Here is a 23,117-nt window from a genome sequence, read left to right on the forward strand (position 1 = left end):
TCATTTACATTTCGAATTAAAATAAACACTGCTGCCTTTCTTGGCCTGGTTAGCCCTGGCTTTGGTGTTGTCGGTTAGTTGCTTGCAGGTGCCAGTGGTTTTATTTGAAGTCTTCTTTGTGAAAAATAGGTTTTCTGATCGCGCTGAATCTTTTAGGTTCTGAGGCTTGATCATTAAAACCTATTTTTCTTGGGCGCAGACTGGAGGGTGTGCAGACCGTGGGGGGAGAATTTTTTTTTAGGTGTTCTTTAGTTTTGCGTATACCAAATTTAACATCTCTTATATGTATACGCTTCCCAGTTACCTTTTTATTTTTCGAATTAAAGTAAATATCCAAACCTTTTCTGCGGCTTGGTTAGCCTTGGTTTGGGTATTGTCGGTTAGTTGCTTTTGCAAAATTTTGATTTTTTTAACAAAATTTTATACTGTTTAGTTTGGTTATTTTCTTGTTTTTTGGAATTTTATATGTTTTTTGGTGAGGTATACTTTAAAAATTATTGATTTTAGATGGGGGGCTTTTTTACTGATTTCTTTAGGCTGAGATTTACAAAAAATAAACTCTCAACTATGTCTTTACCTAAGAATGAAAAACAGCCAAGCAGCATTGTTCCCATGAACGCGAAAGCTTTTAAATGGCTTATTGAAACACTACAGGCGGTTAAAAATCCTTTGCCTGATCATCTGGAGGATTATCTTGAAAGTGTAATGCAGGCGAGGTATTGTAGGTTAACGCATAATCTCCATGAGCAGGATACGATTATTGATAAGGCTTATTTTATTTCTAGCGGATATATTATTGTGTACTACTTTAATGCTGAAGGTAAGTTGAGTGTTTTGCGGATCTATGGTCCGGGGCAAATTGTTGCTGGAAATAGTTTTATGAACTGCATTAAAGCGGGGTACTGTATTAAGGTTTATGAGGATGCTTATTTGTTGGAAATCACTCATAGCCAAATGGAAACGGGGTATAAGACTATTCCCGGGATGGATGAGCTGGCACGGTTAACGCTTGCTTCTTTTGAAGACAAGGAGATGTTTCGTGATGAAATGATCCGCAAAGGGGGTGAGGATAGTGTGCTGCATTTTTATAGAATGTTTCCTGGGTTATTGCATATCAGGATCATTCGGGATGAATATATTGCCAGTTATCTGTTGATGTCTGCTGATTATTTACAGCGTTGCAGGATGAGGTTAATTGAGCAGGGGATTTTGCCTAAGGAATAAGTGGAACTGATTTTTACCTAATTAATATTTAAACTATGTTTGCTGAATCAACTGTCTCTATGACCTGGTTTTCTTCGAGGAAACCTTACAAGAATAATCCTTCATATGATTTGCCTTATTTGAAGATATGTCGGGATGTGTTCCTTATTCTTTCTGATCATTCTCTGTTTAATCAGAGCCCTTTAAATATGTTCCAATGTCGGGAACTGGCCTATGTGTTGACTTCATATTTTGAGGATGTGGTAAATGGAATAGGTTTTTGGGCTGCGGTAGTTAAGGAGCATGAAGTTTTGTACGGGCAGCGTGTTCCATTTTTTTCTAAGGAACAGCTGGGGGAATGGAAAGATTGCAAGGATATTCATCCGGCTGATATCCATTATCTAGCCTTTGTTTATTTGGTGTTTTTGCAGAAAACTGGCCAGACGGAGTCTTTTCCTTCTGAAGATTTTTTTATTGTATTGAGGGAAAGGGTATTTGATCATTTAGATCAGATTGAAGAAATACCGTTCACAGATTTTTATAAGCAATATTTAATGTCTGATGCAGAGCCGATAGATTTTAAGCGTATTTTGACTTGGTTTGCTTATGATGGCTATTTGTTTGGATATGAGTTTAAGCATAAACGCGAGGCCCAGGAGAAATTACTTAGAGAACACGGTGGCGCAACATTGCCTAAGGAGTATTTTGATATGAATCTTTTTTCTGAGCTGGAAAAGAAGATGTATGGCTTGAATAGTTGTTTGTCTGGTCTGTTTCCTGTTGATATTCTGGCGAGCAGTCTTGGATGTGGGGAGGAAAAAACAATTGGATTTAGAAATACTAAGTATTTGATATCTGGGATCTTTGAATTTTTTGATGCAGATGAGAAGCATTTCTTTTTTAGACATAGTTTGACGGATGAGGTATTTCCAATTATAAAAGAAGGTGTGGGTAATTTGGGTCATAGACTTGGAAAAGAGAAGTTTTGGGGAACAACCTTGTACCGGTGGCAAAATAGTTATATGATTGTTGGTGTTTGTGGTCATGAGCGGGATAAGGATGAGATTTTCTGGATGAATAAGCAAAATGAGTATGAGTATAAAAAACATTCTGTAACGTATCAGCAAGAATTGAAGAGCTATACTAAAATTGAAGCGGAAGGGAATTTGGCTTTCTTTGGGGAAGGGATTTTGGTTTACAAGACTATAGTGGAATTTAGAGAGGCGATGAATAAATTTCATCAATGGCAGTTTGATGTAGCGGTAAAGGAGGGCCGTGCAGATGCGAATAAGGATAGGCCTGTGCCTCTTAGGGCTGATCATTTACCGGTTATGTCTGATATTGGTGTGTTTGTTTTGCCTGACGAGCCATTAACGATAATTCCGTCTTATTATGATAATCTGGCTGCTATGTCTACACTGGAAAGTGTGTATGATTGTTGTGAAAGGCGGTTGTTTTTAAATCAGTTATTTCCTGAGCATGTATGGCGTTCTTTAAGGTCTGAAGCTGTTTTGTTAACTGGAGGAAATTCTTCGGAATGGACTATGCAACGGGATAAGGATTTGGAGGCTTTATTGAGGATATATGCGCCTTCGGAGTATAGACCTCTTAAGCAGCCAAGGGTTATGCCTTCTAAACTGGGTTTTAATTAGAGATCTGGTTTGTTGTGAAAAATAGGTTTTCTGATCTAGCTGAATCTTACAGATTCTGAGGCTTGATCATGAAAACCTATTTTTCTTGGGTGCAGACTGGAGGGGGGGCGTGATATTAACTTTTACTGTTCTTTCTGCAAAGCGATGAGGATGTGTAAAAGATATATTTTATCACAATTGTGATATTTGTAATTGGCTCTTGCTATATTTGAATATTTAAAGATGGTTATCTTATTCACAATTGAATAATCATGATGAGTAGAATAGATAACTTAATAGAATTCGTCCAAGTAAATTAAATGTTATGGGAGCTTCTTCAACTGTAGATCGTCTTTTAAAGAACATGGGAAATATGCATGAGTTAGGGCGCCAACGTACATTTGAATTAGGAAATCCATTCAATTTCTTTTCAATTCTATTCAAAACCATTCACTGTATGCTGGGTGGTAGGTTCTTGTTTTTTAGGTGTTTACATTTGGTTTGTGGGGTTTGTTTTACACTTTAAAATTTGAATTATGGGGACGTATAAAAAAGGAATCTTTGGCTTTTTTCCGGCCTACAGCAGATGGCTACCAGCTAGGTATTGGATAGGGGTTAGATTCGTATTGTATTCGATGAAATGGCTATTGATCCTTAAGGAAATGCCTATAAGGGCTTATTGCCGCAGTAACCTGGCTATAGAAACGCTATAAAGGCCGTTTTAAAACTAAATCTATTACTAACAAATAAAAATATCATGGCAAAAATATCTAAAGGAAAATTGCTGGACGAGGAATTTAGTTAGGGGTGAAAAATAGGTTTTCATGATCAAGCCTCAGAACCTGTAAGGTTCAGCTAGATCAGAAAACCTATTTTTCTTGGGTGCAGACTGGAAAGGGTGCAGACCTGGTATGGTGTGGGTACTTAGTTTAATTATAAGGATTCTAAAAATGCAATTAAAGAAGCCCGGTCACTTCTGGACAGTTGAACAACATTGTTTTTAGCGGCTAAGGCTTCACCACCATGCCACATAACTGCTTCCATTAAATTCCTTGCTCTTCCATCATGTAAAAAATTGGTATGTCCGTTTACTTTTTGGGTAAGCCCTATGCCCCACAATGGTGCTGTTCTCCACTGTTTACCCGAGGCCAGAAAATCAGGACGGTTATCGGCAAGTCCATCACCCATATCATGAAGTAGTAAATCGGTGAAAGGATGAATGAGCTGATTGCTCACCTGTGGAAAGGCCACATTCACCTTGGTTCTTAAATCCGCGGCATGGCACTTGATACAACCGGTTTGGGTAAAAAGGGCCTTACCTCTCACTACTGCCGGATTAGTAATGTCTCTTCGTACAGGTACAGCAAGTGATTTTACGTAAAATTCTACGCTATAGAGTAAACTGTCTGCCAGTTCGTAGGTTTTGGAGCCTGGCTGACTGCTGAATTGTGTTTGCCCTTCACTGCTTTCTTTTGGAAACAGGTAATTTGTAATGCCCATATCTCCGTTGTACGCGGCAGCGACCTGTTGTAAGATGGAGGGCTGATTCGCTTTCCATCCAAAACGACCCAGTACTTTTTTCTGGTTCAGTACATCCCATACATAGTTTGCCTGGCCCTTTATGCCGTCTTTATTGGCATCATTGGGATCGGCCATTTTAAGAATATCTTCTTCACTCACGGCTTCCAGTAAACCTAAGCCAAACACCGGTGCGGCAACTCTTGGTGAGAGCAGGGCATTGGATGGCATGGGCATATAAAGGTTAATAAAAGTGTAATGTGGTGTTCTTAAACTGTAGGTATCACCGTCTGCAAAGTTGTAACTCTGTTCTGTATAATTAATAGATACATCGCCTTCTGGTACCGCGGTAAGTACGCTTCGGCTTTGCAGCTGATCTCCAAAACCGGGAATCGGAACCGGGTTGCCATGTTCACCAATCCCGGGCAGACTGATCCTGAACAGCATGTTTGCTGCAGATTCACCCGTACCGGGAACTTTACCACGTCCATCGGATACATGACAGGAAACACAGGCTACGTTGTTGTAGATTGGTCCTAGTCCTGGATTTAAAGGGGCAGGGGCAGCTACAAACGTTGCGGAGAATTGTCCGTCTCCAACTTCGTGTACGCGGTTTTGAAGAGCGGACATTCCACTGAACATGTGTGAGAAAGAACTGCTGCCCTGGTCAAATGCGGTTTGACTTCCTCCGTTTAACCATTCGGATTCCAGGTTGTCAATAATCGTGTCTGCTTTTTTGCAGGCAATCTGCAGAAAAATGACGATACACAAAATGACCAGGACTGCCTGTGTTGCTCTTTTCATTATTTAACTTGCTGAAGTATAAATGGCTTTAGTTTTTCGTCCAATGTGCTTGCAAAATCATTGATTTTTGTCATGGCGTTCTGTACTTTAGTTGGCTCTGATACGATGGCCTGCCCAAATGGAACGGAAAAAGTACCCAGGGCGGCAATCGCAGCTGCATATTTGCTTTTTATTTCGGCATCTAAGGAAAGGTTGTTTGCACGAACCAGATCTTCAATTCCTTTTCCATCTACAGAAAAATTACCCTGGTACATGATCATGATTCCTTTGATGTTATTGGTGAAATCGATAATGGAGTTCTTTGCAAACGGACTTTCTTCTTTAGAAGCATCCTGGCTATCAAAAGGCTCTTTCATTTTACTGTTGGCTACTTCTTCGCAAATGTCGTGCATGGCATCTACCAGCTGAACGTAAGCTGCCTGTTGTGTGGTGAATTCTGTAGATCCGGCACCTGCGGTGGCCAGTTGTTTGTTGTAACCATTAGACCAGGTATTTCTAACACTGGTGGTCAGTTTTACCAGGTTTTGAGTCAGACTGGTCAGATAAGCTTTTTCTCTGGCGGTAAAAGATGCAGCGGTTTTGGTTCCGTTTTGTCCCCACAGGAGGTACTCAATTGGGTGGAATCCTTTTAATGCATCGTCAAGATTATCTACGTAAGCTTCTGTAAGTTCATCGTTGCTCTTCAGGATTTGGTCAAGCTGCGTAAAGTCTACCGGCCAGGTATCAATTCTCGGATCGATCTTATCGGCTTCTACCGGACCAAACAGCCAGGCTTCGGTTTCTTCCCAGGTTACCCGCATGTTTTTCCATGCCGTGCGTGCAGAGGTCAGGTTGGCGTCTGTAGGTGTAGTGGTTAAAGCAGTAACTGCACTTTGCAGTACATTGGCTTTATCCAGCATGTCCTGGTAAGAGGAGGTGCATACATTTGCAGAGACGTCGGCCAGAATCTGAGCTTTTAAGGTGCTGGTTTGCTGGGTGTCGTCTGAGTTGCTTTTTTTACAGGAAGAGGCTGCAAGGACCATTGGGATCGTTAAAAATAACGATGCTTTGAACGTGTTCTTCATATTTTTTGATTGAGATATATGTTGATGGAATTGTTTATGACTTCTGTTTTAAACTGTTTGAGGGGTTTGAGTGCGGGTTCTTTGGTTACGTTGCCTGCAAAATCGAACTGGCTGCCATGTGCATTGCAGTAAATTTTACTGTCGGTTGCTGTTAAGGCTACACCTTCATGTGTACACATCATGAGTAGTGCGCGGTAGCTTTCTCCATTTTTAACCAGCAGGATATCGTCATCTACGGCTGCGCTTCTAACCAGGACCATTTTGATCGGATCGGTAAATTTGCTGAGGGGTACAGTGAGCAGGTTGGAGCCAGATGGGTTTGTTAATTTAACAACTTGCAAAGGGGCAGAGCAAGCCTCCAGTAAACTGGCCATGCCGGTTAGGCCCATGCATGCAATGCAGCCTGTTTTAATAAAATCCCGTCTGCTTTTCATGGTAATGGCGTTTTTCATAGCTTAGAAGTTATAGGCGATACCCAGGTTGATGAAGCCGTCGTTTTTGTAATAGAAAACTTGTCTTGGGAAGGGGGTAACAATGAGTGCCTGATTGAAATCTCCGGTTATAACGCGGGTATAATCTCCTTTAATGGCTACACCACGTATAGGTTTATAGGTTAATCCGGCTACAATATATTGTTTGCGGTTCGCGTCATTTGAAATTCCGTTGTCCGGAACTTTTCCGTCGAGGTTTACATATTCATAACGGCCAAAAACGATCAGGGCTTTTTCGTTGTGATACCTGTTGTATAACAGATCATAACCTAATTCTCCGTAACCGCCATACATCAGTTCTGGTGTATTATTGGCGTAGGCACGATTTATTTCTTTGGCATTTTTGATGGAAACTACTGTTCCAATGGCTCTGACAGAGACACCGTTTTTTGAATAAGATACGTTGGCTTCTCCTAACATGACCGGATTTCCAAAGGCGCCTGAGCTTAATTGTAAACTATCTGCTACGCGTTTTTCTTCTGAGGTGGAGCCTCCAATATAACCTGACATTTGAATTCTAAAATCTTTAATGTAATACAAAAGGGAAGCATTGACGCCCAGGTTAAGCCCCTGAACAGCTTGTCCAAGCTGACGTCCTTCTACAATACCTCCCGCACTGCTGAATTTGGAAGAGTTCAACCCGTTGGTTAGGGATAGACTGTAGTTAAGGCCTTGTACATTTTTTACCTGTCCGTATAGTCCAACACCAACTTCGCGCCAGGTGGAAGGGATAATCTGTTCTTCGAGGTAAGGTCTGTCTACACCATTAAAGGTGGTAGGGAGGTGGTTTTCGTTGATATAGCCTACACGTGGAATAAAAAGTCCGGCAACGATATAGGTGTTTGGATTGAGGTTGAATTTTAAGAAGGCCTGTTCCATTGAAATGCTTCCTTTACCAGATATTCCTTCGTCAGAATTGGGCCCGGAAACCAAGGCGTTTTCCATTTCAAGTTCGCTGAAAAAGGAAATGTTTTTACTGAATTTGTGGCCCACAAAGAGTACGACACGTGTTAAGCTGGCCTGCGCACTTTGACGTTTGGTGTCGATGCTGTATTTGGCTTCACCATATCCTGAAAGAATGGTGGTTTGCTGTTTTCTAATTAGTCCTACAGCTAAAGAGTCTTCAGGCGTAAGAACCTGGCCAAAAGCTTGTGAGCTGAAAATAGATAATGATACAATAAAGATCGAGGAGTAGAATTTTATGCCCATATAATATTTAAAGCGCCAAATGTAATCTCTATTATTCATAATTGGTATAAATAAGAATAAAAAAATTAAAATTTAACTAAATAGGATTAAAATGCTTACTCCCCGATATTTATAGATGTGTTTAAGAAATTAATTTTGCTTATAGAGTGATGTTGTAGAAAGTATTTAGAATTTATATTCTAAAAATAATAGGGTATATAGACTGGTGCAGGGCCCGTTTATACCCGGTTTCACCTCTCCGGTACCGTATCCCCCGGGACTGCCACAGGTCTTTTAATTTACTTCTCTTTGTATCGTCATGACGAATTAACAGAATTTTTAATCATTTAAATTTTAAAATCATGGGACTATTAAGACAAGGGATCCTTGGTGGATTTCGCAAGAAAACTGGCAGTGTTGTAGGTGCGTATTGGAGAACGCTTGATGTGATCAGGGGCTTACCTAGAAGCAGTGGCAAAGCGCCTACTCAGGCTCAAAAAGATCAGCAGTTGAAATTTGGTTTAACGACCGGCTTTCTAAGTTGGATCAGTGATCTGGTGTTTACGGGCTACAAGTCGATGAGTAAAATCGCTACGCCGATGAACGTGGCGGTATCGTACAACATTAGCGCTGCGATTACGGGTGTTTCGCCCAATTTTACTTTGGACTATGCTAAGATCAGGTTCAGTAATGGGAAACTGGCTTTGCCAGATGGAATGGATGTGGAATCTCTTCCGGCGGCTAAGCTGAAGTTTTCCTGGTTGCATGCGGATCCGGATGATAAATTGCTGGATGCGACAGATATGGCTACCATATTGGTGTACAATCCTGTGAAAGCTAAGTTTGTTAAAGTAGTGAATGTGGTGCCGAGATCTGCTGGTACGTATACCTTACAGGTACCGGCTAGCTTCGCTGACGATGATGTGCATTGCTACATCAGTTTCAATTCTTTAAAAAAGAAAGAATTGGTATCTGTGAGTGCGCATGTTGGATTGGTGGGCGTGATCGCCTAATCTTTAGCCCCCACGGCACCAATTAAATGGGGCGTGGGGGCTATTTGGGATACCTGGACTAGGTTTATTAATAGATTCATACTTTATAAATGAATAAAAAAGATAACTTAGGTATTAAATTAAGGCGATAAAATGAAACCATCATGAGCAAACGCTCGCAAACAGCAATGAATATGCTCATGATAGCTTCATCTCCATTAAAAAACAAATTATATACTGATGAAAATAATAATCCTTGCATTTCTGGTGTTTCTATCTCAAAAAAGCTTTTCTCAACAGAATACATATACCTTCAATAATCGTAAATTTTTTAATGAAATTGATATACAGAAATCCTTTGAAGCGGTTAAAAGATCATTAGGGCCAACTTATTCAGTAACAACAGTAATCTATCATAAAGTGGTTAAACATGATACAATCGTTAATTATGTTAGCTTTCAGATAAACAAGAAAAGTTCGGAACAAGAAACATCTGATTTCAAATTAGTGTACAAACAAGATTCTACTTTTTTACTCTTAAATAAAAAGCTCCCTAATTTCAAATTAAAGGAATTGTCTGGAAGAGAAATTTCGCTAGACCAGCTTTTAGGAAAACCTACCCTTATCAATTTTTGGGCGACTTATTGCGGGCCCTGCATAGCAGAAATGCCCCAGTTAAGTAGGCTCAAAGAAAAATATAAGGATCAAATGAACTTCATTTCCATTACTGAAAACAATGCCGTAACGGACAATTTGAAGGACTTTTTAAAGGATAAAGATTTTAATTTCGTGGTTTTGGAAAATGCTGAAGCATATAGGAGAGAACTTAAAATAGATGCAATTCCCAAAAATCTTTTTCTTGATAAGAATGGAGTGCTAAAATATATTGAAGGAAATTATCCACTAGAGAGTGGTGGAACTCCTATAAATATTGATGATGAAAAGAATCTTTTTACTAAAATAATTAAGGAGCTTCTTGAGAAGTAGCAATCTTAAGCTTCATTATGTTCTCAGGTCATAAGAATAGGCGATTTCTACTTATTGTAGATGAGTTTAAAGCAGCTGAGGCTGTTTTACCTGGGCAGGCGGAAGGGGTTCAGTAAGCTGTTTCTTTCGGAAGAGGTCAAATATTCCCATATGGTCGATGTATAGATTAAAAATAAGTTGATGAGATCATCAGACAAATTTCAAATTAGGTATTTTAAACTTTAAATTATAGATTTAGATATTTAGAAATACCATTAGAAACTATCTTGATTATTAATGGGCACATACATTCTGGTCATATCATCTTTCTTATTCCCGTTTGCTATTTTTCTCCTGTTACCTTTCTGGGGTAATAAGAGAGGAAAAGCCGTATTGTTTTTGTTCATGTTTTCTGCTTTCTTTTGGGGAGTAGCCATTGGCTCTACAGTGATATTCTTCGTAGCTAAATACCTATTCGTGCCCCTGGACTTTTGGAAATGTTATTTGTTGTCAATATCACTAGGACTAATGCTTCTGCTTATTTGGGTCCTTTTTAAACGATATTGGAACTTAAAATAGCTTTTATTGAAATTGATTTGGTATTGGTGATAGATGTTATATCCACAATGCCATAATCGATAAGAACTGCCGGATTGGAGACGATGTGAAGATCGACGGCGGATTTCATTTGGAAGATGGCGATTTCGAATTATATACGGTAAAGGACGGCATTGTGGTGGTTAAAAAAAAAGGGTGAAAGAAAAATGGTTTTATTTTCTTTCACCCTTTTTTTAATGCCGCTCGCCTTAATGGTTAATGGTTTGCATCTCTTCACTAAAATTTATTTTATATTATTGTTTTTTATATCAAAATTTTTTATATCATTGTTTTACGGACGCTGGGCCTGGTGTAGACCTATAAAAATAATTTTTCCATAAAGATTCAAAACAAATGACGCCGTCATTTAGAAAAAACGAAATTCAGGTATTGTTTGAACAATACTATGTGTCACTTGTAGAGTTCTCGTGGAGAATTCTAAAGTGTGATGAGGCGGCGCGTGATATTGTACAGGATGCATTCGTCAAACTATTAGAAAGAAGTGGTCAGCTTCAGGATAATGGGAATGCTCAAAAAAGCTATCTGTATACAACAGTTAAAAATGCTTCCTTAAATTACCTTCGCAGAGAAAAAGTCGCAAACAGTTACATGGAGTTTAGTAATTATAAAGATTATGAAGATCAGTCCTTATTAGATGCACTGATCTATGCTGAACTTGTGGGCGATTTACATAAAGCTGTTGATTCCCTTCCAAAGGTTTGTCAGGATGTTTGCAGATTATCTTATATTGATGAGAAGTCGAATATGGAAATTGCAGAAAATTTTAATGTATCGGTCAATACAGTCAAAACACATAAGCAAAGGGCTCTTAAGCTGTTAAGGGAACGGTTGTCTCCTGTCTATAAAACAGCAAAAGTTATTTTTCCATTCTTTTTTTAAAATCTTTTCATCCTTTTTACAGCCTTGAGTGTCTTAGTAATAAGATGAGGAATATAAATTAATAGTACTACATGGATTCGACACATTTTAGAGCAGCAGAACTTATTTCCCTTTTTGTACAAATGCAGATATCTGAAGCTGAACTTCAGGAATTGAAGAATATGATAACCGATTTTCCAGAGCTGGAAAACTGGCTGAATGATCGTGGACTGAAAATGGACGAGGTTGAAGAGCGGTTAAATTACTATCATAATCTGGATAAGGAGGTAGAATGGAAGCTTGTTTTAAATAAACTGGAACGAAGGGAATCCAAAAGAAATAACTTAAAAAATTGGTGGGCAGTGGCGGCTTCTATTTTATTGGCTGTTATTTTCGGAGGTCTTATATTCAGATATGGAACGGAAAGAAAATCCATTGCACATACGGCTCTGGCTGCACAAAAAATCTCCCCGGGAAAGAATATGGCTGTGTTGACCCTGTCTGATGGAAGCAAGGTCTTATTGGATGAAAATTCTTCTCAGACCATCGCTGATGGAAAGACCTCTCTCCATATCCATAATAATGATATTGCTTATTCAACCGGCCCTGACCAGGAAGTACATATCCATAAGCTTGAAGTCCCCAGAGGAGGAACTTATCATATCCAGCTGGCCGATGGGACTAAAGTTTGGTTGAATGCGGAATCGGAACTGGAATTCCCATCTGCCTTTACTGGTAAGGAAAGAATTGTAAGTATGAAAGGGGAGGTGTACTTTGAAGTTGCAAAGGATCATATTCATCCCTTTAAAGTTAGGGTGAACGGTACGGAAGTAGAAGCAGTGGGAACGGCCTTTAATATCAATACACATCTGGCTGGAAAAAGGATAAAAACCATATTAACAGAAGGCCGTATTAAAGTGAGGGAAAGCGGACAGTCTAAAATAATCGATGCAGGATATGAAATCACCAGCGGACAGGGTGATCTCCAGGTCAAGTTAGCAGATCTGGAAGAAGCTTTATCGTGGAAGGACGGGTATTTTTATTTTGACCGTAAGAATTTGACAGATATCCTTGGTGAAGTATCGAGGTGGTATAAAGTTGATATAGATGTGCAGGTCAAGTCTGGTAATGACCGTTACCGGGGAGGAATTCGGAGAAGCGAATCTATTGAAGCTGTCTGTAAGGTACTGTCAGACCTGACTGGATATCGGTGCGTCATTGAAAAGAATAAGCTAATTGTGAAATAAAACCAACCAACCAACTATAAACCACAAACCAATCCAAAGATATGGATAGAATTCTTAGTGCCCAAAATTTAGGTTTCATGCGATATCGTTATCGCTTGCACAGAACCTTATTTACGATGAGATTGACGGTCTTTCTTACATTGCTGACCTTGGTGAGCATTTCCTCAAAAAGCTTTGGTCAGACAGTAACGCTGGAATTGAAAAATGCGACACTTGAAACGGCCTTTGCAGCTATACAGAAGGCCACTAGTTATCGATTTATTTATAAGGAAACAATACTGAAAAATACAACCCCGGTCAGTATTTCTTTTAAGGATGAATCTTTGTCTTCTGCCTTGGATAAATTGCTCGCAAAGCAGGGGCTTATTTATCAGATCTATGACGGTACTATTGTCATAAAGCCAGAACAAGCGCCTTCTAAGCCTGTAAAAGCAGCATCAAAAGCGGGACGGGTGGGACAGATTTCAGGTAAAGTAACCGATGAAAAAGGAGAACCACTTTCTAATATTTCAGTAAGGGTAAAAGCAAATGCTTTATTTGGTACGATAACCGATGCAGAAGGTTTATTTAGCATGAGTAATGTCCCTGAAAAATCTATCCTTGTTTTTTCTTCGGTAGGCTACCAGGAGGTAAGCATAGATATAGCGACCAAAACGGAGTATGATCTTACCCAGCTAAAGGTGGTGATGAAAAAGGGTGACAGCGATCTGGATGAGGTTGTTGTAGTTGCACTCGGTGTACAAAAGAAAGTTAGCGTAGTAGGGGCCATCAGCACGGTAGACCCGAAAGAGCTTATTGCACCGACACGTTCGCTGACCAATCAACTGGCTGGAAGGGTTGCCGGGGTTTCTTTTAGCCAAAGTTCAGGTCAGCCGGGTAAAGACGGTGCTAATTTTATTATACGCGGAATTAATTCTGTAAGGGGAAGTTCTGATCCGTTGGTTCTTATTGATGGGTTGAAACGAAATATTGACGATGTAGATCCAAATGATATCGAGAGTTTCTCCATTCTTAAGGATGCATCGGCTACGGCTGTCTATGGACTTGAGGGGGCTAATGGTATTATTGTAATTACAACCAAGACTGGGAAGATATCTCAAAAGCCCAGTGTGAATATGTCTTTATCCACCTCTGTCAACAATGCAACTTACAAACCCGATTGGATCGATGCTGTAAAATATGCCAAAATGAAGAATGAAGCATATGTGGTCCGTGGAAAGCAAAAGCCATATTCGGATGACATCATTGCTAAATTCGGAGACAATGATATGGATTTTTATCCCAATGTTGATTGGTACAATGCGCTGATCAAACCTAATAATCTTTCGCATAAAGGCAATTTTAATATCGGTGGAGGGGGTAATGTCGTGACCTATTATATGTCTGGAGGCTACTATTTAGAAGACGGGATGTTCCGGGGGAACCTCGAGAAGTACAACTCGAATGCCAAGTATAGTCAGTTCAATTTCAGATCCAATTTAAAGGCAGATATCAGTCCAACCACTACATTAGGGCTGGGTTTTGACGGGAGGTACAATACCACAACCGAGCCTGGTCAGGGAACATCTAATATTCTGAACATCATTAACGAAATCAATCCTACGCTTTTTCCAACACAGTATTCCAATGGTACTGCGCCGGAAGAATCGGATGGGGCAGTTAATCCCTTCTCTTTGTTGAATAAAACGGGGTTCATCCGCAACTATTCAAACGTCATGTCCACCAATCTGAACATTACCCAAAAGCTTGATTTTGCTCTCAAAGGTTTGTTTTTTAACGGAATAGCTGCCTTTTCAAAAATAAATGATTATACCCATCAGTACATCAAGGATTATCAAAGGCACCGGCCAGATTTTGTCAATAGCTATATGGGAACTGGAAGAGATGAGCAAGGCAATCTGGTCACCATTAATACTACACCAGACCTGGACGACAAAATGAGATTTGTAGCGACGCCGCCTTCGGGAAGCCGGACGGTCGAAGTTCAGGGAAGCCTTAATTACGCCCATAATTTTGGTAACGATTTCGCGGTAACAGGTCTTGCCCTATACAAACAGCGGGAATATATGGCAGATGTGCCGGGTGGAACAGGGGGGGAGCTTCTGATTAATGCACTTCCATTACGTGAACAGTCTATCGCAGGCCGGATGACACTGGGTTATAAAAACAGGTATTTTACCGATATCAATTTCGGAGCTTCCGGATCACAGATGTTTACACCTGATAAACGCTGGTCTACATTTCCCTCTGTGGGAGCCGGATGGTTAATTTCGGAAGAGAAATTCTGGAGTGGAATCAAAAATGTAGTCAATATGTTCAAGCTGAGAGGGTCGTATGGTATTGTTGGTTCTACAGGAGGCGCCTCCCGATTTGGATATCTAGCTTCTACAGGACCAACTGATGGATATACTTTTGGTTTTGGAGGTACAGCTTATAGTGGCCAGAATATTCCGGGAGTTGGAGAATCGAGACTTGAACAACTTGGACTGACCTGGGATAAAAACAAGAAATTGAATTTTGGAGTGGAGATTGGCTTGTTCAATCAATTCAAGGCAGTACTCGATATTTTTAGGAATACGCGGGAGGATCAGTTGATCGACCTGAACCGTCTTCCGGCTACACTTGGCCTGCCAGCTGTACCTCAGGCAAACCTAGGAAAAATGTATTCTGATGGTTTTGACCTGGATGTACTGTACACCAAAAATTATGGCGATTTTAGAATTAATTATATCCGGGGAATTCTTACGTATAATAAAAATACCATTGTGGAGAATGGACAGTTAGATCCAAAAATGCCTTATCAAAGTGGTATAGGCCTGGATTATGGACGGGATCTTGATTATATAGCTTTGGGATTATTTAAAGATAAGGCAGATATAGACAATAGCCCTGTGCAAACCTGGAATACGGTCCTTCCCGGAGATATCAAATATAAGGACATTAACGGTGATGGGGTTATTACGCCAGAAGACAGGGTGTGGCTGGGAAGTTCAATACCTAAATGGACTTATTCATTGGCTATAGATATCAGCTATAAAAACTGGACATTTGCAACACGCTTTATTGGTAAAGCTGATCTATTCCGAATGCTTCGCGACGGCCGCATTCCTTTTAACGCGAATGGTAGCAAAGGCGCAATATATGAAGTTACTTATAATGATCACTGGACGCCGGCTTCTTATTCTGGTACAACAGCAACTGAAAACCCTAATGCAACTTATCCTCGTTTGGCTGTGGGGTCAGACAATACAAATAACGCACAGCAATCTACTTTCTGGACCAGGGAAGCCACATATGTACGTCTTGCTGATATGGAAATAGGTTATACCTGGACTCCATCTGATTCAAAACTACCTTTTAAGAGTATCTATTTTTACGGAAGAGGCGATAACCTGGCTACTTTTTCCAAGTTTAAGGATTGGAATCCGGAACAGACATCTTCCTATGCCTATCCCCTCAAGCGTACCTATTCTGTGGGGCTTGATGTTAAGTTTAAACTGTAAATCAGAGGTCGATACATGAATATAAACATTAAACAAAGCGTAATGAAATACTTAGCGATAAAAATATTTGGTTTTATGACCGCACTGCTTCTGGTGGCTAATTTGCTTTCCTGTAAGAAGTACCTGGATGCAGAAGAATATCTACATGAAGTGAATAACTTGAACGATATCTGGAATTCAAGAAAGGATATACGTCAAGCCTGGGCGGCATGCTATGGTGATCTTCCAAATTTTACGGAACTCCATTCAAGCTGGCCATTCAGTGGTGCAGGAGATGAGGGACATGCAGGACTTGATACTTACGCTCCCTTGCTGTTATCGCAGAATAAGTATAATTCGGATAATTTACCCGGGGAATTGAATTACTGGACCAAATTCTATAAGGCCATTCGTACCTGTAACCTTTTTCTGGAAAACTCCCATCTGGCTAATGATAAGTTGCTAAAGACAGGAGAGGTATTGGGCTATCAGGCAGATGTCAGGTTTTTGAGGGCTTATTATTATTCACTCCTATTGGAGATATATGGGCCGTTTGTCATTGTAGATAAAACCGTCGACTATGCCTCAGGAAATTATCCGACCAAGAGGGCCTCTCTTCAGCAATGTGTAGATTTTCTAGTGGCTGAGTTGGATAAAGCTGGACAGGATTTACCCCGTCAGGCTGATATCCTGTCATCAGATTTGGGTCGTCCATCTAAGGCAGTTGCTATGGCTACAAAGGCAAGGATACTCCTTTGGGCTGCGAGCCCTTTGGTAAATGGTAATCCGGAATATAACTCATTTGTAGACTCTGAGGGAAAACCTTTCTTTGGAATTGGGTATGACCAGGGCAAATGGGCAAAAGCGGCAGCGGCTTATAAAGAAATCATTAATCTGAACCAATATCAGCTTTTCACGCTCCCTGCTAATAATGGCTACCAGACCGTGCCATTAGGAGACTTTCCGGGCAATAATGTGCCTTGGCCAAATGGCCCTGCCAATATAGATCCTTACCGTTCGTTTAAAGCATTGTTCAGTGGGGGAAATGACTATTGGAATTCTGAAGTGATCTGGCAGGTGTCCAGGCCAAACCAGAATTATAATTTGACGGCTTTGGGCTGGCCAAGAGGGCACAAAGCTTCTAACGCTTTGTATACGGGACGCATATCTGTCACTCAAAAGATTGTTGATGGGTTTTTTATGAACAATGGGAGGACGATCGAGGAGGAGAACCAAAAGTTGTACAAGGATGTTTCAACATCCAGGGAAGCAGATGGATTGTATATACTGGGAGACGGAAGTAATACCAGTTCGCCTGTCCATACTAATTTTCTAAATGGGAATGTCTATCCGGCTGTTCCTAACCGGGTTTTGAACAGGGAAGCGCGCTTTTACGCAACGATTGGTTTCCATGGCCGTGGATTTAAGCAGGATGATAAGACCGATCCTTATTATTATGTTGATTACCGGGCGGAGACTGCTGATGGATACATTCAAACGGACAGACCTTCGGTAAGAACGGGATATTCGATTGTTAAATACATCAACGATGGTGATATGCGGATTGAAGGGTCTTTTGAAAAACAGTATCCGGTCTATAGATTGGCCGAGGTGTATCTTTCTTATGCCGAAGCGTTGAATGAAACGGAGCCGGGGAACCCAGATATTTTGAAATACCTTAATCTGGTACGGTATCGGGCCGGTCTTCCAGGTTATTCGCAGGGATCGAAGGAGGACGTTCGTAAATGGATTAAGCGGGAGCGTTTGGTGGAGCTGGCATTTGAAGGTAAACGGTACTTTGATATGCGTCGATGGAAAGATGCGGAGGATACGCAAAGGGATGTCTGGGGTAATTCTGCCGGCGTTGGTGGATCTGTATATGGGATGAACTATAAGGTCACGGACATCAGCTTTTACGATCGTACAATTATTGACGGATATTCCTTTAAGAAGAAGAATTATTTCTTTCCCCTACCATATGTAGAAGTTTCCAACCACTGGGGGGAACTGATTCAAAATCCAGGCTGGTAGTGTTAAATCTTTGTTCAATATTAATGATGAAATAAATTATTTAGATGAAAATATTAACGAATAAATGTCTTATCCTTTTCTCCATATTGACGCTGCTATGTTGCTTGTCGTGTGGTAAATTAGACTTTGAAAACAAAGAGTTTTACAAAAAAGAACTCTATATCATTAGTGGCGAATCCACTTCAGCAACTGAGCGGATAATCACTAACCTGAAGGCTTATACGTTTAACGATACGTTGAAAATCCTTAATGATAATTATGATGTAAAACTGATTGAGGACTTAAAAGATGGTCAGGTGGATATAAAATTTAAGGTGGGTATTGGCGGCTCATTGTCTGCAGATAAGGATATCCTTGTAAAAGTAGTTTTCGACAATGAGGCGCTATCAGACTTTAATGTGGAAAATAATACGGCCTATTATATCCCGGACCCATCTCTTTATAGGGTCAATGTACCTTATGATCCGGTTTCAAAAAGTTTTATGGTGACGATCAAAAAGGGGACTTCATCGAGTGCATTGATCTTTTCTGTTCCCATACAACGCAGTAAGATAGATACTTACAATAATTTTGCTTTTCCATTAAATATTGTGAAATCTGGTGAGACTGATCTCAGCCGTTTGTATCATAATTTTATGGTAGCAAATATGATTGTAGATAAGAATAAGATTGTGAATTGGTCTGGGTTCCCGATTCCGCAACTTCCGGAGGGACGCTATCATTCTGCACGTCTGCAAGGCAATGCTGCAGAGAACAATGTCAATGGGGTGCTTTACAGTTATAAATATGTTACCCGTTTGAGTAATGATCCCAAGGATAAGGGTCAATTTATGATCTGGGGAACAGGTGTATGGAGCTTTGAGGTGTTTGGGCTACATAGTGCGGGCTGGATGTATAACAAGCTCTATTTGAACAATGAAGTTTACGGTACTTATACCATGGAACCTTTGCCTGCGAATGACCCTAAGTTTCCGGCGGCAACTTTCCGCTATTCTACCATTCAGAATAGCAGTTTCGATAATTCCTATGACCCTAAAACGAAAACCCTGACAGTGCATTATAAAAATGTAATCGGATCTGATTATACAGATGTTTTGACTTATATTGATGATAATCTGAATATCCGGGATGTTGGTAACTGGCCTGCACCTCATAACTGGCAGTTTGTAAGACAATCTGGTTATAATTATTGGTTGCCTATTGATGGAAAATAACGCTAAAATGAATAGAAGAAATTTTTTGAAGAATTCAAGTCTTTTAGGATTTGGTGTATTAGCTGCGCAGTTCCCTGCATGGTCACAAAGTATTTTTGCATGGGACCAGCCTTTACACAATATTCCTGTAGACAAAGGGATTGATCCAAAATGGTTGTCTTCTCTGTATGAAAGAGGGAAAAAAATCAGCTATTGCAAGAGCAGAAATGAGCTGAAGTACATTGGTATGCCTGTTGGTGGCCTGCATGCGGGCACTGTATATATAGGGGGAGACGGCAGATTATGGCTGTGGCAGATCTATAATGATGTCTACGACTGGATAAAGGAGGGGATTGAACCTAAAACTGTGCTTTGGAACAATGGAAAGGTGCAGGTGCAGATCAAACCTCGGGATGGCTCTGCTTATATAGAGCCTGCGATTGCAGATAATTTGAGGGTATTGGAGCAGGGTTTTGCCATTTCGGTAAATTATAAGGGCAAACAATGGGTGAAAGAACTTCGCGAAAGCCATTGGGATGAAGTTATTTTTGAACCTTCCTATCCGACCTGTAAGGTGACTTATAGCAGTGCAGATCTTCCGATTGGGGTTGTACTGACGGCTTATTCTCCATTTATTCCCTTGGATGCAGACAACTCATCTTTACCCTTGACCTCTCTGCATCTGGAAATCATTAACAAAAGTGATCAGCAGTTGGATGTACTGATCAGCGGATGGATGGAAAATGGGGTACATAAAAACAGAAAGGAGTTTGATGCGGTTAAAAAGAGGGCTTCAACAAAGGCGCTGGATGGTGCGAAGTCTATTTTCTTCGAATGCCGGCAGGTTCCTGAAAAGGACGTCGTGGCAGGTGATCATGGGTCTATGGCTATATCTTGTCAGGATAGCAAGGCCGTAGCTTGTTTACAGGTGAAATCCTGGCCTATTGATCCTGTTGCGCTGATGGCAGAGGATGCAGAAAGTGAGGTAGCCTTTGGGGAATTACAGGTAGGGAGTCTAACCGTTAGGAGAATGATCAGAGCAGGATCCAGTGTACAGGTTTCTTATGCGATAAGCTGGTTCTTTAATAATCCACATGTTAAATTAAAGGAGAAAATAAAGGATGCACAGAATGGTTACTGGTATGGGACTAGGTTTGCTGATGCATATGAAGTATTACGGTATTATAATGAACATGCAGATGATCTAAATAAGACGACACGGCGATGGTCAGAAACCTGGAATGATTCAACTTTGCCCCACTGGTTCCTTGATCGGACCTTTGTCAATATTGGGACGCTGGCTACCGCCAACACCTACCGTTTTGCAACGGGGCGCTTCTGGGCCTGGGAAGGTGTGGGCTCATGTGCCGGTACCTGTACCCATGTGTGGCAATACGGACAGGCGATGGGACGTATATTCCCGGAGCTGGAGCGTAACTTACGTGAAGTCACGGATCTGGGTATTGCTTTCCAACCAGACACGGGTGGAATAATATTTAGGGCAGAGTATGAGAACAGACCGGCAATTGATGGCCAGGCAGGAATTATACTCCGATTTTATAGGGATCATCAGATGTCCAAGGACAAGACATTTTTAATACTGAACTGGAACAAACTGAAAAAAGCCATACAGTTTATCATCGATCAGGATAAGAATGGAGATGGTATGACAGATACACCTATGGAAAATACCCTTGATGCAGTGTGGGAGGGGGAAATTGCCTGGATCGTTGGGCTTTGCCTGGCTGCTGTCCAGGCTGGGGGAGCAATGGCAAAGGAAGCAGGGGATAAGGCTTTTGAAAAATTATGTGCTGCATATGTAGAGAAAGGAAGGGTGAACATGGATAAGGAACTGTTTAATGGTGAATTTTATATTCATAAGCCTGATAAGAAATCAGGGAGGCAGAAGCTTGGATCTTATAATACCTGTCATATTGATCAGGTATATGGCCAGGCCTGGACTTTCCAGGTAGGGATGCCGCGGATCAATGACCGGGCGCAGACATTATCTGCGTTAAAGGCGTTATGGAAATATAATTTTACGATGGATGTAGGGCCTTATATCAAGACTCACCTGAACGGCAGACCATATGCGCTGGCTGGCGAAGGAGGGATGGTCATGAACACTAATCCGGGAAATGAAAAAAAACCTTATGGGGAGAATGCGAGCTGGCAACTGGGGTATTTCAATGAGTGCATGAGTGGATTTGAGCATCAGGTGGCTGCACATATGATGGCTGAGGGAATGGTTGCTGAAAGCCTGGTACTGACCAGGGTAATCAATGACCGCTATCATGGGGCGAAACGCAATCCATTTAATGAAATAGAATGCAGTGACCATTATGCCCGTGCAATGGCCAGCTACGGTACTTTTCTGAATGCATGTGGATATGAATACCACGGCCCTAAAAAATACCTGGCCTTTTCTCCGAAAGTTCTTTCGGAACGATTTAAAGCAGCGTATACGACTGCTGAAGGCTGGGGTAGCTATGAACAAGTTCAAGGTGTGGATGGACTGAAAAGTAAGCTTTCTATTGCTCATGGCAAGTTACAACTGCTTACTTTTGCAGTTGGCTGGAGCCAGAACGTTTCCATTCAAAAGGGGGCTGTTACGGCATCTTTAAATGGCAATCCCATGCGTGTGTCTGTGACACAAGAAGTATCTGGAAAAATCGCTATATCGTTCCGAAGGGAACTTAATATGAAACAGGGTGATATATTAACAATTGCATGGTCATGAGAAAAATAATACAGGGAATATTGGCAATCCTCCTGCTGATGGTAGCAGGAGCATGCCAACAAGCCGGTACAACTATAAACAAATCCGGGGAGTCTTCCCAATGGGAAGTGTTAATGAAGCAGCAGCTTCCCTTATTGGGGCACCGTAACTGGATACTGATTGTTGATAAAGCTTATCCTGCCCCTAATAATAAGGATATTACGGTGATCAATACCGGAGAGACTATGATCAATGTTGTCAAAACCGTAGACAGTATGTTGGGTCGGCAGCCACATATCAGGCCGATCATCTATCAGGATGAAGAGTTCAAGCATCTGGATGAAGAACTGGCTCGGGGAATTAGTGGATATAGAAAGGAAATTGAACAAGTATGGGGCAAACGCCAGGTGCTGCAGATACCGCATGGGGAAGTCTTTAAGAAAATAGATGAGGCTTCCCGTTTGTTTAAGGTAGTTGTTTTGAAAACGGAGTCATTATTACCTTATACCTCGGTGTTTATGGAATTGGATTGCCGGTACTGGAATGCAGAAAAAGAAGAGATCTTACGTTCCCGGATCTAAAATAATCAGAAAATGGAAAAGATAATCACAATCAAGGATATTGCTAAACGGCTAAATATCAATCCATCAACTGTGTCCAGGGCACTTAGGGGACATCCCAGTATAGGTCTGGTCACGACAATGAGGATCAATAAAGTAGCTAAAGAATTAAACTACCATCCCAATCAAAACGCAGTGCTCCTTAAGCACGGAAAGACCTTTACTATAGGTGTTGTTTTGCCCGATATTGCAGAAGCTTTTTATTGTTCAATCCTACGCGAAATAGAGCGCTATGCTTACAATATGAACTACAATGTAATTTTCGGGCAATCATTTGAGAAACCAGAGCAGGAAAAACAGATTCTGGAAAATATGAAGAATCTTAGGGTCGAGGGCATTCTGATTGCCGTTACCCAATCTACATTTGATCAAGAACCGTTTGAACAACTTAGAAAATACAATATTCCTGTTGTTATCTTAGATAAAAAAACCAGGTTACATGAACATTACTCTCAGGCTATTGAGCGCTTGTTTTTAATGTTGTGATTTTAT

The 23,117-nt window shown here is 40.8% G+C and carries 17 protein-coding genes and 1 pseudogene; 14 read left to right on the forward strand and 4 right to left on the reverse strand.

The features are described from left to right. Window positions 1-567 precede the first annotated feature (567 nt). From R2S08_RS15255 to R2S08_RS15265, 3 genes are all read left to right on the forward strand, one after another. Entirely contained in the window at window positions 568-1,224 is a 657-nt protein-coding gene (locus tag R2S08_RS15255; protein ID WP_316835952.1) for a hypothetical protein, read from the forward strand. Between the two features lie 35 nt (window positions 1,225-1,259). Next, window positions 1,260-2,855, forward strand: coding sequence for a DUF3843 family protein (locus tag R2S08_RS15260; protein WP_316835953.1), 1,596 nt, complete (start codon window positions 1,260-1,262; stop codon window positions 2,853-2,855). Between the two features lie 515 nt (window positions 2,856-3,370). Then, window positions 3,371-3,547, forward strand: a complete 177-nt coding sequence (locus R2S08_RS15265) for a hypothetical protein (protein ID WP_316835954.1) — start codon at window positions 3,371-3,373, stop codon at window positions 3,545-3,547. Window positions 3,548-3,767: 220 nt separating this feature from the next. Here R2S08_RS15265 and R2S08_RS15270 read toward each other — a convergent pair whose 3' ends face one another. Genes R2S08_RS15270 through R2S08_RS15285 form a run of 4 tightly spaced genes read right to left on the reverse strand, consistent with a single transcriptional unit; the run spans window position 3,768 to window position 7,959 of the window. After that, on the reverse strand, window positions 3,768-5,156 hold the full coding sequence (locus tag R2S08_RS15270) for a di-heme oxidoredictase family protein (RefSeq protein WP_316835955.1): 1,389 nt from the start codon (window positions 5,154-5,156) through the stop codon (window positions 3,768-3,770). After that, window positions 5,156-6,220 carry an imelysin family protein gene (locus R2S08_RS15275; protein ID WP_316835956.1) on the reverse strand — a complete coding sequence of 355 codons (1,065 nt, stop codon included), beginning with the start codon at window positions 6,218-6,220 and terminating at the stop codon, window positions 5,156-5,158. The genes R2S08_RS15270 and R2S08_RS15275 overlap by 1 nt, the downstream gene beginning before the upstream one ends. Further along, window positions 6,217-6,672, reverse strand: coding sequence for a Rieske (2Fe-2S) protein (locus tag R2S08_RS15280; protein WP_316835957.1), 456 nt, complete (start codon window positions 6,670-6,672; stop codon window positions 6,217-6,219). Before R2S08_RS15280 ends, R2S08_RS15275 begins: the two co-directional genes overlap by 4 nt. Before the next feature lie 3 nt (window positions 6,673-6,675). Next, window positions 6,676-7,959 (reverse strand): hypothetical protein, encoded by a 1,284-nt coding sequence (locus tag R2S08_RS15285; RefSeq protein ID WP_316835958.1) that lies wholly within the window; start codon window positions 7,957-7,959, stop codon window positions 6,676-6,678. A gap of 302 nt (window positions 7,960-8,261) precedes the next feature. Here R2S08_RS15285 and R2S08_RS15290 point away from each other — a divergent pair, with 302 nt between their 5' ends. The 11 genes and pseudogenes from R2S08_RS15290 to R2S08_RS15340 all read left to right on the forward strand — a co-directional run bounded on the left by R2S08_RS15290 (window position 8,262) and on the right by R2S08_RS15340 (window position 23,111). After that, window positions 8,262-8,912: a DUF6266 family protein gene (locus R2S08_RS15290; RefSeq protein ID WP_316835959.1), complete on the forward strand. Its 651-nt coding sequence runs from the start codon at window positions 8,262-8,264 to the stop codon at window positions 8,910-8,912. A 219-nt stretch (window positions 8,913-9,131) separates the two neighbouring features. Beyond that, on the forward strand, window positions 9,132-9,878 hold the full coding sequence (locus tag R2S08_RS15295; protein WP_316835960.1) for a TlpA disulfide reductase family protein: 747 nt from the start codon (window positions 9,132-9,134) through the stop codon (window positions 9,876-9,878). A gap of 577 nt (window positions 9,879-10,455) precedes the next feature. Further along, a pseudogene (gene glgC / locus R2S08_RS15300) lies at window positions 10,456-10,614 on the forward strand (glucose-1-phosphate adenylyltransferase); the annotation flags it as partial. 194 nt (window positions 10,615-10,808) lie between these two features. After that, complete coding sequence (locus R2S08_RS15305; RefSeq protein ID WP_316835961.1) at window positions 10,809-11,354, forward strand: RNA polymerase sigma-70 factor; 546 nt, start codon at window positions 10,809-10,811, stop codon at window positions 11,352-11,354. Window positions 11,355-11,425: 71 nt separating this feature from the next. Beyond that, the gene (locus tag R2S08_RS15310; protein ID WP_316835962.1) at window positions 11,426-12,580 is read left to right on the forward strand and encodes a FecR family protein; all 1,155 of its coding nucleotides are present in this window, start codon (window positions 11,426-11,428) and stop codon (window positions 12,578-12,580) included. A gap of 41 nt (window positions 12,581-12,621) precedes the next feature. Next, the gene (locus R2S08_RS15315) at window positions 12,622-16,083 is read left to right on the forward strand and encodes a TonB-dependent receptor (RefSeq protein WP_316835963.1); all 3,462 of its coding nucleotides are present in this window, start codon (window positions 12,622-12,624) and stop codon (window positions 16,081-16,083) included. Between the two features lie 42 nt (window positions 16,084-16,125). Next, complete coding sequence (locus R2S08_RS15320; RefSeq protein ID WP_316835964.1) at window positions 16,126-18,093, forward strand: RagB/SusD family nutrient uptake outer membrane protein; 1,968 nt, start codon at window positions 16,126-16,128, stop codon at window positions 18,091-18,093. Between the two features lie 44 nt (window positions 18,094-18,137). Further along, the gene (locus tag R2S08_RS15325; protein WP_316835965.1) at window positions 18,138-19,307 is read left to right on the forward strand and encodes a DUF1735 domain-containing protein; all 1,170 of its coding nucleotides are present in this window, start codon (window positions 18,138-18,140) and stop codon (window positions 19,305-19,307) included. A gap of 7 nt (window positions 19,308-19,314) precedes the next feature. Continuing rightward, window positions 19,315-22,026: a GH116 family glycosyl hydrolase gene (locus tag R2S08_RS15330; protein ID WP_316835966.1), complete on the forward strand. Its 2,712-nt coding sequence runs from the start codon at window positions 19,315-19,317 to the stop codon at window positions 22,024-22,026. After that, window positions 22,023-22,586, forward strand: a complete 564-nt coding sequence (locus R2S08_RS15335) for a hypothetical protein (RefSeq protein WP_316835967.1) — start codon at window positions 22,023-22,025, stop codon at window positions 22,584-22,586. The genes R2S08_RS15330 and R2S08_RS15335 overlap by 4 nt, the downstream gene beginning before the upstream one ends. Window positions 22,587-22,598: 12 nt before the next feature. Beyond that, window positions 22,599-23,111: a LacI family DNA-binding transcriptional regulator gene (locus R2S08_RS15340; RefSeq protein ID WP_316835968.1), complete on the forward strand. Its 513-nt coding sequence runs from the start codon at window positions 22,599-22,601 to the stop codon at window positions 23,109-23,111. Window positions 23,112-23,117: the final 6 nt, after the last annotated feature.

It is taken from the genome of Pedobacter nutrimenti (assembly GCF_032678445.1).
GTDB classification, from domain to species: Bacteria; Bacteroidota; Bacteroidia; order Sphingobacteriales; family Sphingobacteriaceae; genus Pedobacter; species Pedobacter nutrimenti_A.